Here is a 22,421-nt window from a genome sequence, read left to right as displayed (position 1 = left end):
TCAAAAAACCTCGGATCGCGGGGCGGAGCCTCGCAAAAGGACGGTCCTGCCATGGCTCAGACACGCACCAGCGCCACCTTCCCCCCACCGGTGATGGAGGCGCGCCGCTGGCTTGACGGCGTTACGTTTTCCGAAGATCGGCCTCTGATCAATGTCAGCCAGGCGGCGCCGGTTGATCCGCCACCACTGGCACTGCGACAAGCGATGGCAGAATTCGCCGTATCGCAAGACAGCGCTCATCTCTACGGCCCCGTTTTGGGCAACGATGATCTTCGGGCCGAGCTTGCCACGCAGATCAGCGCCCACTACGAAGCACGTGTCACTGCCGCCCAGGTGGCGATCACTTCCGGCTGTAACCAAGCCTTCTCGGCCGTCATTTCCGCAATCACCGATCAAGGGGATGAAGTCATCCTGCCAACCCCATGGTATTTCAACCATAAAATGTGGCTTGATATGGCCGGGGTCACGGCCATCGACCTATCCACTGGCGATGATCTTCTACCCGACCCAGTCAGGGCGCGCGCTCTGATCACCGATAAAACGCGCGCGATTGCACTGGTTACCCCGAATAATCCCGGTGGTGTGGAATACCCTGCTGGGTTGGTGCGCGCGTTCTATGACCTCGCAGAGGAATTCGGTCTGCGTTTGCTGGTCGATGAGACCTATCGCGATTTCGACAGCCGCAGCGGCCCTCCGCATGAGCTGTTTCAGCAGCCCAACTGGGACCTCACGCAAGTCCACCTCTATTCATTCTCGAAGGCCTATCGGCTGACGGGTCACCGCGTCGGTGCAATTGCGACCAGTCCTGCCCTGTTGGCCGAGATTGAGAAGTTTCTCGACACTGTCGCGATCTGCCCCGGTCAAATCGGGCAGTTCGCCGCGCTCTGGGGCATGCAGAACCTGTCACAATGGGTCGCGGGCGAGCGGGAAGAAATCCTCGACCGCCGCGCAGCGATCACGGAAGGCATGCCACGCCTTGCCGAAAAGGGATGGCGTCTGCTGGGTCTGGGTGCGTATTTCGCTTATCTCGAACACCCGTTCGATATTCCCTCGGACGAATTGGCGAAACGGTTGGTGGCCGAGGCCGGGGTTCTACTGCTGCCCGGCACGATGTTCATGCCCGACCATGACCCGGCCGGAAAGCGGCAGGTCAGGGTCGCGTTTGCCAATCTCGACCGCGCCGGTATCGCGCAATTATTCGACCGGCTGCAGGGCTTGTCCATCTGAGCTTGCCCCCCCGCGCCGTGCATCGTATTCAGGGCCGCAACCAACAGGGCAGACACTCGCCAATACAACCAAGAGGGCACCATGGCCGCAGGCATGAAAAACCTATCCAAGACCTTTGTATGGATCCTTATGGGTCTTTTAATGCTGGGCCTTGCAGGATTCGGTGCGACCAGCCTGACGGGCACGGTACGTACCGTGGCTCAGGTCGGGGATGAAAGTGTTTCCGTCGACGAATATTTCCGCGAATTGCAGCGCGAAATTCGCGCGGTCGAGGCCCAGACCCGCCAGCCGATGCAAATCTCGCAGGCCATTGATCTGGGTCTGGATCAACTTGCCTTGTCCCGACTGATCGCACTCGCTGCCCTGGACAATGAGGTAGGTCAGCTCGGAATCTCGATTGGCGATGAAAACCTGCAGCGCGAGATCGTGCAGATCCCCGCCTTTCAGGGCGTCGATGGCACATTCGACCGCGAAGCCTATGACTTTCAACTGGATCAGGTCGGCATGTCCGATGCTGAATTCGAGTCTGACCTGCGCAAGGAATCTGCGCGTACCATCGTTCAGGGCGCGGTCACGAGCGGGGTCGAGATGCCTCTGACAATGACCGAGACGTTGTCGAACTATGTCCTCGCCCGCCGCAGCTTTACCGTCGCGACTTTGTCTGCCGATGCGCTTGAAACTCCGGTTGCTGAGCCAACGGATGAGCAGGTACAGGCCTATTACGACGAAAACGGCGATCGCTTTACCCTGCCCCGCACCAAACGCCTGACCTACGCCATTCTGTCGCCCGAGATGTTATTGGACACGGTTGAGGTCGATGAGGACTCGCTGCGCCGTTTGTATGATCAGCGTGCAGATCAATACCAGCAGCCCGAACGCCGTCTGGTCGAACGCCTGACCTATCCCAGCGAAGAGGCGGCGACCGAGGCGTTGGCGCAGCTGGAAGTTGGCGGTGCCGATTTCGAGCAGTTGGTTCGCGATCGTCAGCTTGATCTCAGCGATGTGGACTTGGGAGATGTGACCCGCGAAAATCTGGGCGAAGCCGCCGATGCAGTCTTCGCTGCCGAGATCGACGATGTCGTTGGTCCTTTGCCGTCCACCTTCGGCCCTGCCCTGTTCCGCATAAACGGCTCGCTGGCTGCGAACAACGTGACATTCGAAGAAGCTGAAGCCGAGCTACGCGAAGAATTGGCTGCCGAGCGTGCACGTCGTCAAATCGAAGCGCAGGCCGAAGACATAAATGACCTGCTGGCAGGCGGTGCAACGCTGGAAGAGCTGGTTGACGAGACCGAGCTTGAGCTGGGTCAGATCGACTGGACGCAACAAAGCGATGAAGGTGTCGCCGCCTATGACGGATTCCGCGAAGCCGCGGTCGCCATTCAGGAAGACGATTTCCCCGAGGTCGCATTCCTCGAAGATGGATCGCTCTTCGCCATGCGTTTGGATGAGGTTCTGCCCGAACGTCCCGAACCATTGGAAAGCGCGCGCGCTCGGGTTGCCGGTGCCTGGGTGCAGGATGAGACTGCAAAAGCACTGCAAAACCAGGCCAATTCGATCCTGACGCAACTTGCAACGGATGGCGATTTCACCGCGACTGGTCTGCCCTTCCGCGTCGAAAACGCTTTGACCCGCACCGCGTTTCTTGAGGACGTGCCTGTCGATTTCATGACTCAGGTCTTCGAAATGGACCCTGCTGAGCTGCGCGTCATTCCCGGCAATGGCACTGCACTGATCGTGCGGCTGGACGAAGAGCTGCCCCCGGCGGAGACCGATGAACAACGCCGGATGCAGGACGCGCTGGCCGCACAGATGAATCAGGCGCTGGCACAGAACATTTTTGATATCTACGTGCGTGACGCTCAAACGCGTGCGCGCCCCGTGCTGGATCAGCAAGCGCTGAACGCAGTGCGTTCAAGCTACTAGAAGAGACATCAGATGGCCCTGACACCGGATTTCGACAGTTTCGCGCGCGCCTATGACGCGGGCGAAAATCAGGTCGTCTATACCCGCCTTGCCGCCGATCTGGATACGCCGGTTTCGCTGATGCTCAAGCTGACGGGGGCGCAGAAGGATGCCTTCATGCTCGAGTCGGTGACCGGGGGTGAGGTGCGCGGGCGCTATTCGATCATCGGTATGAAGCCCGATCTGGTCTGGCGCTGTCATAGCGAAGCTTCAGCCCTGAACCGGTCTGCCCGGTTCGACGCCGAAGCGTTTGAACCGCAGAATGGCAACCCGATGGACAATCTGCGCGACTTGCTGGCCGAAAGCCGCATCGCGCTGCCGGATGATCTGCCGCAGGCGGCTGCCGGGCTGTTCGGTTATCTGGGGTATGACATGGTGCGGCTGGTGGAGTACCTGCCGGATGTGAATCCCGATCCCTTGGACCTACCGGACGCGATCATGCTGCGCCCGTCGGTCATCGCCGTATTAGATGGCGTCAAAGGCGAAGTCACCGTTGTATCGCCCGCATGGGTCAGCGAAGGCCAAACCGCCAAAGCCGCTTATGCGCAAGCAGCAGAACGCGTGATGGACGCCGTGCGTGATCTGGAACGCGCGATGCCTGCTGAGACGCGCGATCTGGGCGAGGCGATTGAAGTTGGACCGCCTGTGTCGAACTTCACCAAGTCGGGTTATATGGAGGCCGTAGAAAAGGCCAAGGAATACATCCGCGCAGGCGATATCTTTCAGGTCGTCCCGGCGCAGCGTTGGACGCAGGATTTCCCGCAACCCCCTTTCGCGCTCTACCGTTCGTTGCGACGCACAAACCCGTCGCCCTTCATGTTCTATTTCAACTTTGGCGGCTTTCAGGTGGTGGGTGCCAGCCCGGAAATCCTCGTGCGGGTCTTCGGTAACGAAGTCACAATACGCCCTATCGCAGGCACCCGTCCACGCGGCGCAACGCCCGAAGAAGACAAGGCCAACGAGGTCGATCTGCTGGCCGACAAGAAGGAATTGGCAGAGCATCTGATGCTGCTGGATCTGGGCCGTAACGATACCGGTCGCGTCGCGAAGATCGGTACAGTACGCCCCACCGAAGAGTTCATCATCGAACGCTACAGCCACGTGATGCACATCGTGTCGAACGTGGTCGGGGAACTGGCCGAGGACAAAGACGCGCTGGATGCGTTCTTTGCCGGGATGCCTGCCGGTACGGTTTCGGGTGCGCCCAAAGTGCGTGCGATGGAGATCATCGACGAGTTGGAACCCGAAAAGCGTGGTATCTATGGTGGCGGCGTTGGGTATTTCAGTGCTGGCGGCGATATGGATATGTGTATCGCCCTACGCACGGCCATCGTCAAAGACCACAAGCTTTATATCCAGGCGGGCGGCGGCGTTGTCTATGACAGCGACCCCGAGGCGGAATATATGGAGACCGTCCACAAATCGAACGCGATCCGCCGTGCGGCGGCCGATGCAGCGCGATTTACTGGAAATGGGAACAGCTAAGAACGGCAGCACATCATTGCCGCCGTTTTATGTTCAGGACCCGGAGTCGTCCTGCTGAACCTCTTGCATCATCACGGCCGAGATCGGGGCCATCGCCACGCGGCTGCCGCGGTCTTCGAGTCCCCAAAGCAACAGAGCCGAGATCGTCTCGGGGCGCAGGCGTCCCAGCATCACCACAGCACCCTCCTGCCCGGCGCGAAAGGCCGCCTGATCCAGAAAGCGGCGCATGACCTTGGGGTCCTGCTTGGCCCCGTCGAAATCCCTGAACACAACGCTTGAGGGGATGCCATTGCGCGCGGCCAATTTCTGCACCGTGTTCAGACCACTGTCCTGCATGACCACCCCGCGCCCACTGTCGCCTGCAATTGCCGCGACCTGATCGGCCAGCTTGCGGTTGCCCTGGATGCCCGTCTCGATACCTTCAAGGATGCCAACCGTATGGGGTAACTGGTCCAGCCATACGGACAGGGATACCTCGGCGTCCTGCGCAGTTGACGCTTCGTGCATATCAACAAGCGCAAGCACCTCGAACCCGGCCTCGCGATGACGGGCCATTTTCTCGGCGGCATCCGGATCAGTTGGGCTGATGGCAAAGCTCAGCGGATACGGGAAGTCCTGCAACGCTTCGGCACCAAAGGCACCTTCATCATCGATCAGTATGATCGACATCAGCGGCTTTGACTCAGGGTTCTCAAAGTTTGCCGCATGTTCTTCGATCGGTTTTTTTGCTTCCGCAACCGTCTCATCCGTCGGCTCGGCGGGTGGATCGTCGCGATCCGTCAGCGGCACAACGCGTTTGCCAACCAAAGTGCTGGAACCAGTCGACCCATCCCCTCCGATTTGCGGCAACGTGCGGACACGAGGCTTAGATACTGGCTGGGTATCTTCCTCACCCTCAACCGCTATCGGATTGTCCTGCGGCGCAGTCTCAGGCTCGGGTGTCTCAATTGCATCCGGCTGAATAGCAGCTATCTGAGGCAACTCTTTGTCTGGCGCCTCATCGATACTCTCCGCTGGAGGGATTGTCTCGACACTCTCAGGTTCCGGCGCTTCTGCGACCACTTCAGGCTCTGGCTCGCTCTCAGGCGCAGGCGGCGGAGGCGCTTCTGCGATGACCTCGGGTTCCGCCTCAGGTTGAGGTGAAGCAGGGGCTGACGCAGGAGCCTGCGGCGCGGCAGGAGCGTCCGTCTGTACAGTCACCGTGGTCGTTGAGACCGGCTCAGGGGTTTCAGACTCGGCGGGCACATCAACGGGTTCGGGTCGCTGGCCCGGTTCCAACTCGATGCCGGAGAGCGCGTCGAGCGAATCCGACGCGGCATCGGGGCTTTCTGGTCCCGAAGGCGGCAGCTCAACCAGATCCGCATCAACACTGGCCTCTTCGATCTCGACAGCCTGCGCAAGTTCCGGCGCTTCAGCCACCTCTGGTGCCTCAGCCGTCACTTCGGGTTTGCGCGACAAAGGCGTCGTCAGCGACAAGATAACACCCAAAGCCAGTACAGAGACCGCCCCGGCGATCAGTCCACCGTAAAATCCGCCCATCGAAATCTCGCCTCTCGCGTTGTTTCGTGCCTCTTCCGCCCATACACCATCTTCCGCGGTGCTCACTTGTGCTGCGCCAAGTTGGGTATGTCCTCTTGACGCTGCCGCACAAGCCTGAGCATGTATGTCCCGACATCATACCGTGGCAACGGGCTGCATCGCCAGCCTGAAATGCCCATAAGAAGATAAGTGCTCAAATGCTGCTGCTGATCGACAACTATGACTCGTTTACCTACAACCTTGTTCACTACCTCGGTGAGCTTGGAGCCGAGATGGTCGTGCGCCGGAATGATGCGCTGGACGTGCAGGAAGCGATGGCGATGAACCCGGCTGGTATTTTGCTGAGCCCCGGCCCCTGCGACCCGGATCAGGCCGGTATCTGTCTGGCATTGACCGAGGCGGCGGCCGAGACGCAAACACCGCTGATGGGTGTCTGTCTGGGGCATCAAACCATCGGTCAGGCGTTTGGTGGCAAGGTCGTGCGCTGCCATGAGATCGTGCATGGCAAGATGGGCACGATGAACCACACCGGCAAAGGTGTCTTCGCCGGGCTACCCTCGCCCTTTGAGGCAACTCGCTACCACTCGCTGGTTGTCGAACGCGAAAGCTTGCCTGACTGCCTTGAGATCACGGCGGAACTCGAAGACGGCACCATCATGGGCCTGCAGCACAAAGAGCTGCCAATCCATGGGGTTCAGTTCCACCCGGAATCCATCGCCTCCGAGCACGGACATGCCCTGCTCAAGAATTTCCTGAATGAAATGAAAGTCCCCGCATGAGCGACGCTCTGAAACCGCTGATTGGCGCTGCGGCTGATCGGCCTCTGACCCGCGCCGAGGCAGAACAAGCTTTTAGCATCCTGTTTGAAGGTGCCGCGACACCAAGCCAGATCGGCGGGTTGTTGATGGCGATGCGTACGCGGGGTGAGACCGTTGACGAATATGCAGCCGCCGCCGCCGTTATGCGCGCGAAATGCAACGCTGTGAAGGCACCGGCAGGTGCGATTGATATCGTCGGCACGGGTGGCGATGGCAAAGGCACCCTAAACATCTCAACCGCGACGGCCTTTGTAACGGCAGGAGCCGGGGTCACGGTTGCAAAACACGGCAACCGGAACCTGAGCTCGAAATCCGGCGCGGCAGATGCACTCGGCCAGCTTGGAATCAACGTGATGGTCGGGTCAGAAGTGGTTGAAAAAGCGATACAAGAGGTCGGCATCGGCTTCATGATGGCCCCAATGCATCACCCTGCGATTGCCCATGTTATGCCCTCACGACAAGAACTCGGGACGCGGACAATTTTCAATATTCTGGGCCCGCTCACCAATCCGGCTGGCGTGAAACGCCAACTGACCGGTGCTTTCAGCCGTGACCTGATACGCCCGATGGCTGAAACTCTGGGCCTTCTGGGCGCAGAACATGCCTGGCTAGTGCACGGATCGGACGGCACCGATGAGCTGACGATTACGGGCATCAGCTGGGTCGCCTCTGTAGAGGACGGTATTGTGAAAGAGGTCGAGCTTCATCCCGAAGACGCAGGCCTGCCGGTTCACCCGTTCGAGGACATCATCGGCGGCACACCGGAAGAAAACGCCGTCGCGTTCCACGCTCTGCTGGACGGGCAGCCCTCGGCCTACCGCGACGCGGTGTTGCTGAACTCCGCCGCCGCTCTCGTCGTCGCCGACGCAGCCGACGATTTGCGCGAAGGCGTCGCCATGGCGCGGGAAAGCATAGACAGCGGCAAAGCTCGCGAAAAGATCAACGCGCTGGCACGCATTACACAGGAAGCCGCATGACCGAGACCGTTCTGGACAGGATCAAAGCCTACAAGCTGGAAGAAGTCGCTTCAGACAAGGCGCATAAGTCGCTGGAAACACTGGAGTCTGAGGCTCGTAATGCACCCGAAGTGCGTGGCTTCGCCAACGCTCTGCATAATGCCACGCGCAACGGCTACGGGCTGATTGCCGAGGTCAAGAAAGCCAGCCCCTCGAAAGGTCTGATCCGCGGGGATTTCAATCCGCCTGCGTTGGCCCAGGCCTATGAAGACGGCGGCGCAGCATGCCTGTCGGTGCTGACCGATACTCCCAGTTTTCAGGGCGCAAAAGAATTTCTGACGGAGGCGCGCGCGGCCTGTTCGCTGCCGGCGTTGCGCAAGGATTTTATGTATGACCCCTATCAAGTGGTCGAGGCGCGTGCGTTGGGTGCGGATTGCATCCTGATCATCATGGCGTCCGTCGAGGATGCACAGGCGGCAGAACTCGAACAAACCGCCTTCGACTGGGGGATGGATGTTCTGATCGAAGTCCATGACGCTGAAGAGCTGGAGCGTGCGACCCAGTTAAAAAGTCCTTTGATCGGGATAAACAACCGCAATCTCAAGACCTTCGAGACCACTCTTGATACGACACGCCATCTGTCAAAACTGGTTCCGGCCGATCGGACCATCGTGTGCGAAAGCGGTCTGAGTACGCCCACTGATCTGGCCGACATCGCCCGTTATGGCGCGCGCTGCTTCTTGATTGGCGAAAGCCTGATGCGGCAGGATGATGTGGCTTCGGCCACCCGAAACCTGTTGGCCAACCCGCTGATCCCCGGAGTGATGTGATGCCGTTGACCCATTTCGATGCCCAAGGTCAGGCGCATATGGTGGATGTCTCGGATAAGGCGGTGACCGACCGGGTCGCGGTCGCGGCGGGTTACATCAAGATGGCGCAGGAAACCTTTGATCTTATTTCAGAAGGTCGCTCCGAGAAGGGCGATGTTCTGGGCGTGGCCCGGCTTGCCGGGATCATGGGTGCGAAGAGAACACCGGACCTGATTCCGCTCTGCCATCCTCTGCCGGTCACCAAGGTCGCGGTAGAACTGACACTGGATTCGGATCTGCCCGGCGTGCAGATCGAGGCAACTGTCAAGACTTCGGGTCAAACCGGGGTAGAGATGGAGGCGCTGACAGCCGTGTCGACTGCGGCATTGACCGTATATGACATGACCAAGGCCGTCGATAAGACTATGGAGATCGGCGGGATTCGCCTTCTGCTTAAAGATGGCGGGAAATCAGGGCGTTACGAAGCGACATGATTTCAGTCGAAGACGCACGCGCCCTTCTGTTCGACCTTGTCTCTCCGCTATCTGCTGAGAGTGTTCCCTTGATCGAAGCTTCGGGACGTATTCTTGCACAGAACATCTCTGCCACCCGTGATCAGCCGCCATTTGCGGCTTCTTCGATGGATGGCTACGCGGTCAAAGCCGCTGAAGTCGAACTGCACGCCATGTTCAAAGTGGTCGGCGAAGCGGCGGCCGGCAAGCGTTTCGACGGCACAGTGAGACCCGGTCAGGCGATCCGCATTTTCACTGGTGCTCCTGTGCCCGAAGGTGCCGATTTTGTCGTCATACAGGAAGACGTAGATCGGCACGGCGATCTGATCACCATCACGGATGCGCCGGGCCCAAAATCCAACATACGCCCGGCTGGCGTGGATTTTGCCGTTGGTGCGCAGATTACTGCGCCACGACGGCTCCGCCCAGAAGATATGGCGCTGATGGCAGCGATGAATATTGCCTCGGTCCCGGTGACACGGAAACCGGTGGTGGCGCTGATCTCAACTGGCGACGAACTGGTCATGCCGGGTGAGACCCCCGGCCCCGATCAGATCATTGCTTCGAATACCTTTGGCCTCAAGGCGTTGCTGGAAGACGTTGGCACACATGTACGCGTGCTGCCCATCGCACAAGACACGGTTGCCTCGCTGGAAACTGCCTTTGGTCTGGCGCAAGGCGCCGATCTAGTGGTGACAATCGGCGGGGCGTCCGTTGGTGAATATGATCTGGTCGCCGATGTCTCTGAAGCACTGGGGATGGAGCGCTCATTCTACAAGATTCGTATGCGCCCTGGTAAACCGCTGATGGCTGGTCGTCTGGGTGATGCCGCGATGGTTGGCCTGCCTGGAAATCCGGTCAGCGCAATGGTCTGCGGCTACCTCTTTCTGATCCCGATGGTACGTCGGATGCTGGGAATCGAACAGGTTCTGAACCCGTTCAAACGCGCTCGCCTTGCAGCGCCGCTTGCCGAAAATGGTCCGCGAGAACATTACATGCGGGCGGTCTTGGACGACGGCGACATTCGTGCGTGCGAGGATCAGGACAGCTCACTTCTAAGTGTTTTGGCGCAGGCCAACGCATTACTGGTGCGCCAGCCGCATGATCCCGCCCGCGCCGCCGGGGAAGAGGTGCTTTACCTGCCAATTTAGCAAATCCGTTGACACAAAACGTGAACATGCGTAGAACAAAAGAAAACGCATGAACGATGAGGTGCGAGCGATGCTGACCAAGAAGCAATTGGATTTGCTGGAATTCATCCATAAACGCGTGCAGGCGGACGGTGTTCCGCCCAGTTTTGATGAGATGAAAGCTGCGCTGGATTTGCGGTCGAAATCCGGTATCCACCGTCTGATAACTGCGTTGGAGGAGCGTGGCTTTATCCGCCGCCTCGCCCACCGGGCCCGCGCGATCGAGATTGTCAAGCTTCCCGAAAGCCTTGGTGGAGAGCCGACCGCTGCGTTCAAACCGCGCGTGATCGAAGGGGATCGCCCGGAAGGTCCGCGCCCGGCCAATTTCGAACCCGTTACGATCGACGCAATGGAACTCCCGGTCATGGGCCGGATTGCCGCCGGTGTGCCGATTGAAGCCATCAGCCATGTTTCGCACAGGGTCGCGGTGCCGGGCACGATGGTTTCAGGTCACGGTGAACACTACGCGCTTGAAGTGCGGGGAGATTCGATGATCGACGCGGGCATCAATGATGGCGACGTAGTGGTGATCCGCGAAACCTCAGCCGCCGACAATGGTGACATCGTGGTGGCGCTGGTCGAAGATCAGGAGGCCACGTTGAAACGTTTCTTCCGCCGGGGTCAGGCCATTGCGCTTGAAGCTGCAAACCCCGCATATGAGACGCGCGTCCTGCCCGAAGACAAAGTCAAGGTTCAGGGCCGACTGGTTGGCCTGATCCGCAGTTACTGATGGGTACTGGGCGACCAGAGCCGGTCGCCCGTCACCTCGGCACTGCTAAGCAGTCGTCCGTTCGAAAGCGCCAGACTCCCCGTTTCGTGCAGCTTGTTTGGGTCATAGAAAATGCAATCCCCTCTCAGCTCCAGTGAAACCGGAGCCACCACGATTTGCCCGCTCTCGCATTCATCAAATGCAAGCGCTGCACGCTTTCTGGTGAGGTGCACAAGTTCTTTATCTCCAATCAAATAACGCTGAACGCCGCGCGAGGCATTTGGCCAACGCCCTGCCGCTTTTGGCTGATCAGCGGAATCTCCGTCATTCTCCAACCAGACCGAAGCGACAAAGCCGCCACCCTTCTCTTTGCTCAAAGCACGGCCTTGTTCGGTCATCACCCCGACAAGGCCTCCTGTTTCGGCTATAAGAGCGTCAGGCCGGTATCCCTGCCCCCACATCGCCAAAGCAAAACACGCCGGAATAACACCCAGCCAACGCACGCGCCCCTGCCACAGGAAGAGCCACAGCAGCGCACCTGAAAGAACCGGCAACGCAAAATCCGGTGGGTTGGATATGTGACTCTGTGCGCCATCCAGATTTGAGACCCAATCTGCCACGGCCAGTATCCACTGCAATCCCAACCCCATGACATGCAGCGCTATGCCGTCCAACCCAAACGGCGCCAGCAACGCCGCGATAACCGCCGCCGGGACGACCAGACTGCCCATCATCGGAACCGAAAGAAGATTTGCCACCAGACCGTAATGCGACAGCGTATTAAAATGCGCCGCTCCGATCGGGGCTGTCGCCAACCCGGCAACGCCCGATGATATCAACACCGCCCAGATCGGCCCCAGCCATTTGGGCCCGGGCAGATGACCATGGTCGCGCAAGGCACCGAACACGGCCACAAGCGCTGTAGTGGCCGCAAAAGACATCTGAAATCCCGGGCTCAGCAGCGTCTCGGGCCGCAGAACCATGACGATCAATGCAGCAACTGCCACTCCGCGCAGCGAGATCGCGCGGCGATCCAGAAGCACAGCACCCAACATGACGCAGACCATCACAAAGGCGCGCTCGGTCGCGACGTTTCCGCCGGACAGGAACAAATAGATCGTCGCGGAACACAGCGCGCAAATCGAGGCGAGTTTGCGGACAGGCAAGCGCAAAGCAACAGAGGGAATGCACGACAGCCCCATGCGGCAGGCCACAAAGACAAACCCTGTCAACAACCCCATATGCAGCCCAGAGATCGCCAGTAGATGCGCCAGGTTCGAAGCGCGCAGCCTGTCCAGCGCGGCCTGATCCATCCCACTTCGGTCACCTGTGGTAACGGCAGCGGCGAAACCACCGACCTCGCCGGGCAGCACCGAGCGCACGTGATCCGAAATTGCCATACGCCATGCGGTGACCAGGACGCCTTCAACGCCCTGGTCAGCAGGCGCGATCGTCAGAACAGGTACCCGAGTGTAGCCGACTGCGCCCAGTCGCTGAAACCACGCATGGCGGCGGAAATCGAAACCACCGGGTTCGACCGGACCTTGCGGTGGCGAGAGATGTGCAGTGGTCATTACCCTCTGCCCCGGCGACAAATGCGTAGAATCGCCATGTAACGAAAGCCGGACGCGCCGGGGCCTCTGATCCGCAGGAACGTCCCCGATCCGCACCTGATCAAGAGTAACCCGCGGCGCGTCCGACGCAGAGCGGTCCAGCGCCACGACCCTCCCCTCGACCGGGCCATAATAGCGCCATTGCAAGACCGGCTCTGCAACGGTGTGTGCCCGCGCACCCGCAAGCAGAAACCCTGCCGCCACAAGGGCAACACCGGTCGCCAGCGGCGCCCAGGCCGCCCGCATCCACCGGGCGGCGACCGCGCTGACCAATGCCAGAACCGTCACGGCAACATAAAGCGCAGCGTCCGGTTCGAACTTAAGGCAGAAATACCAACCAATCCCACCCGCCAGGCAAACCGGAGCCCATGGAAACAGATACCCACGTTGGGTCAGTAACGCGGCCTCGGCCCGTGCCAGAACACGCATGGTTGCCCCCGTCCTTCGGGCTGGGTAGATAGTCGCCAAACTATGCTCGCTACGGTTACCAAAAGGTTAATCCACACAATGTCCGATCAGGTCGTCACCCGTTTTGCCCCCTCTCCCACCGGATTTCTTCACATCGGTGGCGCGCGCACCGCTTTGTTCAACTGGCTCTATGCGCGGGGTCGTGGTGGCAAGTTCCTGCTGCGGATTGAAGATACCGACCGCGAACGCTCGACCCCTGAGGCGACAGCCGCGATTCTGAAAGGCATGGAGTGGCTGGGTCTGGACCACGATGGCGAGGTCATCAGCCAGTTCGAAGGGGCCAATCGTCATGCCGAGGTGGCGCATCAGCTTCTGGCCGAGGACAAAGCCTACAAGTGTTTCTCGACGCAGGACGAAATCGCAGCGTTTCGAGAACAGGCACGCGCCGAGGGTAAATCGACCCTGTTCCGGAGCCCATGGCGCAATGCAGATGAATCGACCCATCCGGATGCGCCCTTTGCGATCCGCATCAAAGCGCCGCAAGACGGAAGCACCGTGATCCGCGATCAGGTGCAGGGCGACGTGACCATTCGCAACGATCAGCTCGACGACATGATCCTGCTGCGTTCGGATGGCACACCGGTCTATATGCTGGCCGTTGTAGTGGACGATCATGATATGGGCGTGACCCATGTGATCCGGGGGGATGATCACCTCAACAACGCGGCCCGGCAGATGATGATCTATGAGGCGATGGATTGGGACGTTCCGGTCTGGGCGCATATTCCGCTGATTCACGGTCCGGACGGGAAGAAGCTGTCGAAACGCCATGGCGCACTTGGCGCGCAGGAATATCAGGCGATGGGCTACCCTGCCGCTGGTATGCGTAACTATCTGGCCCGCCTGGGCTGGAGCCATGGCGATGATGAATTCTTCACCGACGCGCAGGCGCAGGAGTGGTTCGATCTGGATGGGATTGGCAAAAGCCCTGCACGGTTCGATCTGAAAAAGCTGGAAAACCTTTGCGGTCAGCACATCGCCATCTCGGATGATGCTGCACTGCGGCAAGAAATCGAAGCCTATCTGGTGGCTGCGGGCCTGCCTGCTCTCACCCATGCACAATCCGGTGATCTGGAACGTGCGATGTATTGCCTCAAGGATCGAGCCCGGACATTCCCGGAACTCATTGAAAAAGCTCAATTTGCACTCACCTCACGCCCCATCACCCCCGATGAGAAGGCGGCAAAGGCGCTATCGACGGTATCCGACGGTATACTGGAAGAATTGACGCCGCAGCTGCAAAATGTTAGCTGGTCTCGGAACGAACTGGAGGAGGCCCTGAATTCCTTCGCAGAAGCGAAAGGGGTTAAGTTCGGCAAACTGGCGGGTCCGCTGCGTGCGGTGCTGGCAGGTCGGGCGGTCACACCTTCGGTATTTGACATGATGCTTGTGCTTGGGCGGGATGAAACCCTGGCGCGGCTTTCTGATGCAGCGACCTGATCCCGGTTTCACATTCGGGTAACGCTGCTCCGTTAAGACCCGGACTGCGCGACTGCGCGCAGCCGTTGCCCGTTTGGTCGGACAGCGAACCGACATGCGCATGAATGAAGAAGGGATACACATGACTGAGAGCCAAAAAACAGCCACCCTGACTGTCCATGGCAACACCTATGAGCTGCCGGTACACTCACCCACCGCTGGCCCAGATGTCATCGACATCCGCAAGCTTTATAGCCAGGCTGATGTGTTCACTTACGACCCCGGCTTTACCTCGACCGCCAGCTGCGACAGCACGATCACCTATATCGACGGCGAAAAGGGCGAATTGCTGCACCGCGGTTACCCGATCGATCAACTGGCTGAGAAATCGCATTTCCTCGAAGTCTGCTATCTGCTGCTGTACGGAGAGCTTCCGGCGTCCAAGGATCTGGAAAAGTTCGAAACCACGATCACCCGCCACACAATGCTGCACGAGCAGATGCAGTATTTCTACCGCGGCTTCCGCCGTGACGCCCATCCGATGGCCATCATGGTTGGCGTGGTTGGCGCGATGTCCGCGTTCTATCACGACTCGACCGACATCGCGGACCCGCATCAGCGCGAGGTCGCCTCGCACCGCCTGATCGCCAAGATGCCAACCATCGCGGCCTGGGCCTACAAATATCACACCGGTCAGCCCTTTGTGTATCCGCGCAACGATCTGGACTATGCGTCGAACTTCCTGCGGATGTGTTTCAGCGTTCCAGCCGAGGAATATGAGGTCAATCCGATCCTCAGCCGCGCGATGGATCGCATCTTCACCTTGCACGCCGATCATGAACAGAACGCATCGACCTCGACCGTGCGTCTGGCTTCGTCATCGGGTGCGAACCCATTTGCCTGTATCGCTGCCGGTATCGCCTGCCTCTGGGGCCCGGCCCATGGTGGCGCCAACCAAGCCTGCCTTGAGATGCTGGAAGAAATCGGCACCGTCGATCGCATTCCGGAATACATTGCGCGCGCCAAAGACAAAAACGATCCGTTCCGCCTGATGGGTTTTGGCCACCGGGTCTACAAGAACTTCGACCCGCGCGCGAAGGTGATGAAGCAGTCCGCCGACGAGGTGCTGGATCTGCTTGGTGTTGAAGACAACCCCAAGCTGCAAGTCGCGAAGGAACTTGAGCGCGAGGCGCTGGAAGATCCCTATTTCGCCGAGAAGAAGCTGTTCCCGAATGTCGACTTCTATTCGGGCATCATCCTTGAGGCGATGGGCTTCCCGACCTCGATGTTCACCCCGATCTTCGCGCTTTCGCGCACCGTTGGCTGGGTCAGTCAGTGGAAAGAGATGATTGCCGATCCTCAGAACAAGATCGGCCGCCCGCGCCAGCTGTATCTGGGTGAAACAATGCGGGATTATGTGGATATCGAAAACCGCTAACTCTTCTGTGGTGTCCATCGGACGTTCCCATAGCAAGGCCCCGGTTCTCCGGGGCTTTGTCTTTTGGTGTTACCGAAATGTAGTCTCCGGTGCGAAATCCGCGCGAGGAGCCTTGCCATAGCTTTGCAGACAACAAGGCTGAGCTTAGTGTCGCACGGAAATTTTCCTCAGACATACGGCCTTATGCGTAACATTATTATCTTTTTTTTCCTGTTAATCGGCCTACCCGCCGTCGCACAGACACCGCTGGAAGACGCCTTTAATGATGTACAGCGCGAATACGCGGCAGGCTCGCTTGCGGTTCTCAGCCTGGCAGGAATCCCGGATGACTCAGCCAGTGCGATTTCACTGCAATCCAACACGGACAATCGCGAGTACGACTTTAAATCGGCGCAATTGGGTGGAGGGTTCCGCTTGAGCGAAGGCATCCCGCTCTATCTTGAAGGATATATCGGTTATGCCCGGTATGATCCGGTCTTCACTTTCAGCGACACGGGCAACACCACGACCCTTCCGTTGAAATGGACCAGTCTCGCCGTCACGGGTGGCGTCGGGTACCAGTTCGACCTGGGCGAACGCTGGAAACTCACACCAATGGCGCACATCTCGATTGGACGCACACAATCCGATGCGTCTGTCGGGGCGCAAGTTATAGCCAACCGGCTGGGCCTGGACCGCGACTTCGTCGAAAGCGGAGGATTGTGGGCCGGGGGTGCAGGTGGATCCCTGACCGTCGATTATGATTTGCCGCTTGAAAATGATCGCGAGTTTGAAGCCAGCCTGCGTTATACGCATATCGAATATTGGCCCATCGGTGATGATGAAGACCTTCTGATTCAATCGACCGCAGCCAATGCCGTTCTGTGGACCCGATATCGTTTCCCCAGTGGCAAACGCATGTTCGGACGGCCTGTGCGCTGGGTCGGCGATCTGTCCCTCTCTTATCTTATCGGTGATCAATCGATTGTGCTCGGCACCGATTGGTTGGCGCGCGTTGGCGGCGGGATCGAGGTCGATCTTTCAGACACGTGGGTGCCTTGGGTCACCACCACCCGGCTGATGGTCCGGTACTACGGTAGTGATACGGTGAATGGCTTCACCGTGGGGCTTGGGATCAGCTTTTGACACGTTTCAGAACAACGTAAGTTGATCTCCGGGCTGCGGCGGGGGCCTGAAGTGATCGGTGCTGAGCGGCGGTGTTCTGATCGCGAGCCCCAGCCTTTTGCAGGCCGCTTTGAAACGCTGAGCGATCATCTGGGCATAGGTCCCCTCTCCTCGCATCCTGTGCCCCCATCGCGGGTCATAGTCCCTGCCCCCGTGCATTTCGCGCAATCGCTCCATAACTTTCGCCGCTCTGCCCGGTTCATGCAGATCCAACCATTCCTGCCACAAAGCCGAGACTTCGCGGGGCAGTCGCAGCATGATCCAGCTGGCGGCATCTGCACCAGCTTCCTGACCGGCCTCAAGCAAATGCTCTAGCTCGTGATCGGTCAGCCCCGGCACAATCGGAGAGGTCATGACGCGCACCGGCACGCCGGCTTCGGTCAATCTCTGGATCATACGCAACCGGCGCAGCGGTGACGGTGCGCGCGGTTCCATCTTGCGCGACAGGGATGGATCAAGCGTGGTCAAAGAAATACCGACACGCACCAGATTCTTGCGCGCCATGGGGGCAAGAATATCCAGATCACGCTCAACCAGAGCACCTTTGGTTACGATCCCCACAGGGTGATGAAATTCACTCAGAACCCTCAAACACTCTCTTGTTATCTCGCGGTTTTTCTCAATCGGCTGGTATGGATCGGTGTTGGTTCCAAGCGCAATCGTCGCCACTTTGTATCTGCGCGTAGACAGCTCTCGCCTGAGGATTTCCGCCGCGTTTGGACGGGCGATCAGACGTGTTTCGAAATCCAACCCGGGTGACAAGCCGAGATAGGCATGCGTCGGGCGGGCAAAACAGTAAACACAGCCATGTTCGCATCCTCGGTACGGGTTGATAGAGCAATCAAAGGGCAAATCCGGGGACTTGTTATAGGTGATAAACGTGTGCGCGATCTCATCCCTGACTTCGGTACGCAGGGGGGGCAGGTCCTCTGGCAAGTCCCAGCCATCATCTGTTGTTTCGGTTGTAAAACGCTCAAACCGGCCCGTGGCATTGGAAGCGGCCCCGCGCCCCGAACGCTTTGGTTGGGCTGGCATATGTTCTCTCTTTGTTCTTTATTTCAGATTTAGTCGAAACTCCAAACACTGACAAGTGCTTGATTCCGAGCATATCGGCCTGGCGAGCGTCCAAACCGGCCAGAAAATTCGACAAAAAACATCAGCCTGACGCAGAAGATGAGAAAGCTGCAGGATGATCTTGCAAAAAATTACCTCGCTGACCGTGATAATTCGACCTATAGGTCGGTCCCGTATCCGCCGAGGTCGCAATCGTCACAGTAGAACTGCGACGAAATGGCCAAAACAAAAAAAATGCCACCACGGGCCGAGCGCCCGCCAAGCTCAGGGAAATGCCCCATGTCCGACGAAGAAGACATCATCCTGTCCGAACTCAACGACGACGAACTTGTCGAACAGATGTTCGATGACCTGTATGACGGCCTGAAAGAGGAAATCGAAGAAGGTGTGAATATCCTGCTGGAACGCGGGTGGCAGCCTTACGACATCCTGACCAAAGCCCTCGTCGGTGGCATGACCATCGTGGGGCACGACTTCCGCGACGGCATCCTGTTCGTTCCCGAAGTGCTTCTGGCCGCCAACGCCATGAAAGGCGGCATGTCAATCCTGAAGCCCCTGCTGGCCGAAACAGGCGCGCCGCGTGTCGGCAAGATGGTCATCGGCACCGTCAAGGGCGACATCCATGACATCGGCAAAAACCTTGTTGCGATGATGATGGAAGGCGCAGGGTTCGAAGTTGTGGATCTCGGCATCAACAACCCGGTCGAGAACTACCTGGAAGCGCTGGAAAACGAAAAGCCCGACATTCTGGGCATGTCGGCTCTGCTGACGACCACCATGCCCTACATGAAGGTCGTGATCGACACGATGGTCGAGCAGGGTCTGCGTGAAGAATACGTGGTACTGGTCGGCGGTGCTCCGCTGAACGAAGAATTCGGAAAGGCCATCGGTGCAGACGGTTACTGCCGTGATGCTGCTGTAGCCGTGGAAATGGCCAAAGACTTCATGTCACGCAGGCACAATCAACTGGCCGGCTGAGGCACAGACCATGCTGTGAGACAGGCCGTCCAATCAGGGGCGGCCTTTTTCGTTCTGGCGATGCGTACCTATATCAATATCAGCCCCGGAGGCGCGTTCAGATGACCGATACCCCCCTGCCAGATGATGAGAGCCTGACTCGTCAGGGCTATGCCACAACGCGTGCAGCCGAATCCATTCTGCTGATTGCCTGCGGCGCACTGGCGCGCGAGATTCTGGACCTAAAAGAACGCAATGGCTGGGATCACATCGCGCTGACCTGTCTGCCGGCGATTCTGCACGTCTTTCCTGAGAAGATCACACAGGCGGTCGAAGACGCCGTTGCCAAACATCGCGACAACTACGACCATATATTTATTGTCTATGCCGATTGCGGCACCGGCGGACTGCTTCAGGCTGCGTGCAAAAAACTAGGCGTCGAGATGATCAATGGTCCCCATTGCTATTCTTTCTTTGAAGGCAATGCGGCGTTTGCCGCCCATAGCGACGACGAAACCACCGCATTTTATCTGACCGACTTTCTGGCCCGGCAATTCGATGCTTTCGTCTGGAAACCCCTCGGGCTGGACCGCCATCCAGAACTGCGGGACATGTATTTCGGCAACTACACCAAACTCGTTTATCAGGCGCAGACCGACGATCCTGAACTGACACGCCGCGCACAGGATTGTGCCGACCGCATGGGCCTTGAGTTCGAGCGCCGCCTGACCGGTTATGGCGATCTGGAGGTCACTTTGTCAGAATGGGCCGCGCGCGGCTGATCGTCAGGCGCTCGCTAACGCAACCTCGCGAATACGCTCAATCATCGCCCGCAAACCGTTCGAACGTTGCGCCGACAGGTGATCGTGCAGGCCCAGCCGCGCCAACTCTCCACCCGCGTCCACCTTAGGCACCTCGGCCACCGGCAAGCCATTGTAGAGCGTGCGCAGCACTGCAATGAGGCCGCGTACGATCAGCGCGTCGCTGTCTCCGTCGAAACGGAACCGGCCGTCCTCTATGGTTGGATGCAACCAAACCTGACTGGCGCAACCGGTCACTTTGGTGGCAGGTACTTTGAACGCTTCGTCCAGAGGCTCCATCGCTTTGCCCTGTTCGATCACATGGCGATAGCGATCTTCCCAGTCTTCCAGGAACTCGAAATCTTCGGCAATTTCTTCAAAGGCTGGCGTGGCCATGATGGGCTGTCCTTGCGTTGAGCGATCACAAATGTGAACTATGTCCAGCTTTCCCCGCTGTCCAGCCCCTAGCGTGCCTTTTCAAGCCGCTGAATTTGCGTTAACCCGATGGTGGTAAAGTTGCGCAAAGTGTTGGGTCCATGCACAAAACTCTGTCTGTTCTTCTGGTCGCCTCGATGTTTCTGTCCGCGTGCAGCGGATGGCGCGATTCCCGAGTGAACCCGTCGAACTGGTTTGGCAACAGCACCCCGGCTCCAGTGGAGTACTCGGTCGATGATGCAAACGCCCTCGTCCCCGAGCAAAGCGATGGCAGCGGCTTGTTTGCCCGACCCGAGGCCGAGGATAACAGTGTGCCGATCGCCATCATTGATGAACTCCGCATCGATCCCACCCCGACAGGTGCCATTATCTATGCCGCAGGCACAGCGATCCGTCAGGGGGCGTTCAACGCTCAGTTGGCGCGGGTCCGGTCAGAAGAGTTGAGCAAAAATGGCGTGATGGAATTCACTTTCCGCGTGGATTACCCAGAATACGCCACAGTTCAGGGCAATGTGCGGTCGCGTATGGTCTCTGAGGCTGTCACCGTCAGCACGCAGGAGCTGGAAGGCATCCGGTTGGTTCGGGTCAAAGGTGCGCAGAACGCGCTGGAATCCCGCCGCCGCTAAAGCGAAACCACACGCACCGCCTGCCCTTTAGCCGCCAAGGCGATCTTGCCGTCGCACAGTTTCAGGGCGTCTTCGCCGAACACCTCGAACCGCCAGCCAGATAGTGCAGGTACTTCACGTTCACCGGCAGCGATCTGATCCAGATCAGCGCTGGAAGCGATCAGTTTCGCGGCCACACCTGCGCTTTCTGTCTTGGACTTCAGAAGCACGCGCAACAAATCGGCCAAAGCCGGATTGACCTTCAACTTGTCGCGGCTGTTATCCACCTTCGGCAATTGGTCCGGCGGGCAGTTCACGCCCCGCTTCACCGCTGCCAGAATCCCGTCCGCTATCGGACCCTTGCGTGCCTCGCGCAACAGCATACGCGAACCACCCAGATCCGAAGATGATTTCGGCTTGATCGAGGCCATCTCGATCAGCGCATCATCTTTGAACACCCGACTGCGCGGAACGTTGTTTTCCTGCGCATAGGCTTCGCGGAACTCTGCCAGTTCCCGCACAACTGCCAGAAATTTGGCCGAGTTTGTGCGTGTTTTGACCCGCCGCCAAGCCTCCTCAGGGCGGATATCATAGGTTTCAGAGCGGGTCAGAATGCGCAACTCTTCGGCAACCCAATGATCTCGCCGGGTCTTCTCCAACTCGGCCGCGAGGTATTCATAGATGCGCCGCAAATGGGTCACGTCCGCCAGCGCATAGGACTTTTGCGCATCGCTCAACGGGCGACGCGACCAGTCCGTGAACCGAGAGGTCTTGTCGACGCCTTCCTTGCAGATCTTGCGTACAAGGGTCTCATACCCCACCTGCTCGCCGAAGCCGCAAACCATAGCCGCCACCTGAGTGTCAAACAGAGGGGTCGGCAAAACACCGGCATCAACCCAGAAAATCTCAAGGTCCTGACGAGCCGCATGAAAGACTTTGACTACGTTCTCGTTGCGGAACAGTTCGTACAACGGGTCCAGCGACATGCCATCGGCCAAAGGATCGACCAGCACCGCACTGTCTTCATCATCTGAAGGCACCGCAAGCTGTACGAGGCACAGCTTGGAATAATAGGTTCGTTCGCGCAGAAACTCTGTATCCACGGTGACGTAGGGATGGTCCGCAGCGGCCGTGCAGAAAGCGGCCAGCTCTTGCGTCGTTGTCAGGGTTTTCATGCGCCGTTGTGTTCTTGCTTTTATGGTTTTTGTTGCTGCCCGTTTTGTCCTCATCCCGAGCGATAT

Annotated in this window: 20 protein-coding genes; 15 read left to right on the top strand and 5 right to left on the bottom strand. The window is 58.7% G+C overall.

Translation table 11 applies throughout. From position 1 onward, the window contains the following. Positions 1 to 51 precede the first annotated feature (51 nt). The 3 genes from ACR0NF_RS03610 (at position 52) to trpE (ending at position 4,674) form a co-directional block, all read left to right on the top strand. Complete coding sequence (locus ACR0NF_RS03610; RefSeq protein ID WP_480777787.1) at positions 52 to 1,227, top strand: aminotransferase; 1,176 nt, start codon at positions 52 to 54, stop codon at positions 1,225 to 1,227. A gap of 81 nt (positions 1,228 to 1,308) precedes the next feature. Beyond that, the gene (locus tag ACR0NF_RS03605; RefSeq protein ID WP_480469704.1) at positions 1,309 to 3,150 is read left to right on the top strand and encodes a peptidyl-prolyl cis-trans isomerase; all 1,842 of its coding nucleotides are present in this window, start codon (positions 1,309 to 1,311) and stop codon (positions 3,148 to 3,150) included. Between the two features lie 12 nt (positions 3,151 to 3,162). After that, positions 3,163 to 4,674, top strand: coding sequence for an anthranilate synthase component I (gene trpE / locus ACR0NF_RS03600; protein ID WP_480469703.1), 1,512 nt, complete (start codon positions 3,163 to 3,165; stop codon positions 4,672 to 4,674). A 33-nt stretch (positions 4,675 to 4,707) separates the two neighbouring features. Here trpE and ACR0NF_RS03595 read toward each other — a convergent pair whose 3' ends face one another. After that, positions 4,708 to 6,279, bottom strand: a complete 1,572-nt coding sequence (locus ACR0NF_RS03595) for a divergent polysaccharide deacetylase family protein (protein WP_480469702.1) — start codon at positions 6,277 to 6,279, stop codon at positions 4,708 to 4,710. A gap of 131 nt (positions 6,280 to 6,410) precedes the next feature. Between ACR0NF_RS03595 and ACR0NF_RS03590 the strand changes: the two genes are divergently transcribed. From ACR0NF_RS03590 to lexA, 6 genes are all read left to right on the top strand, one after another. Then, positions 6,411 to 6,992: an anthranilate synthase component II gene (locus ACR0NF_RS03590; RefSeq protein ID WP_480469701.1), complete on the top strand. Its 582-nt coding sequence runs from the start codon at positions 6,411 to 6,413 to the stop codon at positions 6,990 to 6,992. Beyond that, entirely contained in the window at positions 6,989 to 8,008 is a 1,020-nt protein-coding gene (gene trpD, locus ACR0NF_RS03585; protein ID WP_480777786.1) for an anthranilate phosphoribosyltransferase, read from the top strand. The genes ACR0NF_RS03590 and trpD overlap by 4 nt, the downstream gene beginning before the upstream one ends. Next, the gene (trpC, locus tag ACR0NF_RS03580) at positions 8,005 to 8,817 is read left to right on the top strand and encodes an indole-3-glycerol phosphate synthase TrpC (RefSeq protein ID WP_480777785.1); all 813 of its coding nucleotides are present in this window, start codon (positions 8,005 to 8,007) and stop codon (positions 8,815 to 8,817) included. Before trpD ends, trpC begins: the two co-directional genes overlap by 4 nt. Further along, positions 8,817 to 9,290 (top strand): cyclic pyranopterin monophosphate synthase MoaC, encoded by a 474-nt coding sequence (moaC, locus tag ACR0NF_RS03575; RefSeq protein WP_480777784.1) that lies wholly within the window; start codon positions 8,817 to 8,819, stop codon positions 9,288 to 9,290. Before trpC ends, moaC begins: the two co-directional genes overlap by 1 nt. Then, on the top strand, positions 9,287 to 10,459 hold the full coding sequence (locus tag ACR0NF_RS03570; protein WP_480777783.1) for a molybdopterin molybdotransferase MoeA: 1,173 nt from the start codon (positions 9,287 to 9,289) through the stop codon (positions 10,457 to 10,459). Before moaC ends, ACR0NF_RS03570 begins: the two co-directional genes overlap by 4 nt. 70 nt (positions 10,460 to 10,529) lie before the next feature. After that, positions 10,530 to 11,228: a transcriptional repressor LexA gene (lexA, locus tag ACR0NF_RS03565; RefSeq protein ID WP_480777963.1), complete on the top strand. Its 699-nt coding sequence runs from the start codon at positions 10,530 to 10,532 to the stop codon at positions 11,226 to 11,228. Here lexA and ACR0NF_RS03560 read toward each other — a convergent pair. Further along, positions 11,222 to 13,249 (bottom strand): ComEC/Rec2 family competence protein, encoded by a 2,028-nt coding sequence (locus ACR0NF_RS03560; RefSeq protein ID WP_480777782.1) that lies wholly within the window; start codon positions 13,247 to 13,249, stop codon positions 11,222 to 11,224. The two genes, lexA and ACR0NF_RS03560, sit on opposite strands and share 7 nt — an antisense overlap. A gap of 78 nt (positions 13,250 to 13,327) precedes the next feature. Here ACR0NF_RS03560 and gltX point away from each other — a divergent pair, with 78 nt between their 5' ends. The 3 genes from gltX (at position 13,328) to ACR0NF_RS03545 (ending at position 17,270) form a co-directional block, all read left to right on the top strand. After that, positions 13,328 to 14,728: a glutamate--tRNA ligase gene (gene gltX / locus ACR0NF_RS03555; RefSeq protein WP_480777781.1), complete on the top strand. Its 1,401-nt coding sequence runs from the start codon at positions 13,328 to 13,330 to the stop codon at positions 14,726 to 14,728. A 121-nt stretch (positions 14,729 to 14,849) separates the two neighbouring features. Beyond that, positions 14,850 to 16,145 carry a citrate synthase gene (gene gltA, locus ACR0NF_RS03550; protein WP_480469694.1) on the top strand — a complete coding sequence of 432 codons (1,296 nt, stop codon included), beginning with the start codon at positions 14,850 to 14,852 and terminating at the stop codon, positions 16,143 to 16,145. Between the two features lie 183 nt (positions 16,146 to 16,328). After that, complete coding sequence (locus tag ACR0NF_RS03545; RefSeq protein ID WP_480469693.1) at positions 16,329 to 17,270, top strand: autotransporter outer membrane beta-barrel domain-containing protein; 942 nt, start codon at positions 16,329 to 16,331, stop codon at positions 17,268 to 17,270. A gap of 6 nt (positions 17,271 to 17,276) precedes the next feature. On the opposite strand, the gene ACR0NF_RS03540 is transcribed toward ACR0NF_RS03545, so the two are convergent. Continuing rightward, a complete protein-coding gene (locus ACR0NF_RS03540) occupies positions 17,277 to 18,344 on the bottom strand; it encodes a PA0069 family radical SAM protein (RefSeq protein ID WP_480469692.1) in 1,068 nt (355 codons plus the stop codon). A 318-nt stretch (positions 18,345 to 18,662) separates the two neighbouring features. Between ACR0NF_RS03540 and ACR0NF_RS03535 the strand changes: the two genes are divergently transcribed. Together ACR0NF_RS03535 and ACR0NF_RS03530 are read left to right on the top strand one after the other, a co-directional pair. Beyond that, positions 18,663 to 19,361, top strand: a complete 699-nt coding sequence (locus ACR0NF_RS03535) for a corrinoid protein (protein ID WP_480469691.1) — start codon at positions 18,663 to 18,665, stop codon at positions 19,359 to 19,361. A gap of 101 nt (positions 19,362 to 19,462) precedes the next feature. Continuing rightward, positions 19,463 to 20,122: a DUF1638 domain-containing protein gene (locus tag ACR0NF_RS03530; protein ID WP_480469690.1), complete on the top strand. Its 660-nt coding sequence runs from the start codon at positions 19,463 to 19,465 to the stop codon at positions 20,120 to 20,122. A 3-nt stretch (positions 20,123 to 20,125) separates the two neighbouring features. Here the strand turns inward: ACR0NF_RS03530 and ACR0NF_RS03525 are convergent, their stop codons facing one another. Further along, complete coding sequence (locus ACR0NF_RS03525; RefSeq protein ID WP_480469689.1) at positions 20,126 to 20,536, bottom strand: SufE family protein; 411 nt, start codon at positions 20,534 to 20,536, stop codon at positions 20,126 to 20,128. Positions 20,537 to 20,676: 140 nt separating this feature from the next. Here ACR0NF_RS03525 and ACR0NF_RS03520 point away from each other — a divergent pair, with 140 nt between their 5' ends. Continuing rightward, positions 20,677 to 21,201 carry a hypothetical protein gene (locus ACR0NF_RS03520; protein ID WP_480469688.1) on the top strand — a complete coding sequence of 175 codons (525 nt, stop codon included), beginning with the start codon at positions 20,677 to 20,679 and terminating at the stop codon, positions 21,199 to 21,201. Here ACR0NF_RS03520 and rnd read toward each other — a convergent pair. Continuing rightward, on the bottom strand, positions 21,198 to 22,355 hold the full coding sequence (gene rnd, locus ACR0NF_RS03515; protein WP_480777780.1) for a ribonuclease D: 1,158 nt from the start codon (positions 22,353 to 22,355) through the stop codon (positions 21,198 to 21,200). The genes ACR0NF_RS03520 and rnd overlap by 4 nt on opposite strands. Positions 22,356 to 22,421 lie beyond the last annotated feature (66 nt).

The organism is Ruegeria sp. CF4 (genome assembly GCF_056537345.1).
The sequence above is the reverse complement of the archived record's forward strand: the minus strand, read 5'-3'. Positions and strand labels throughout refer to the sequence as shown.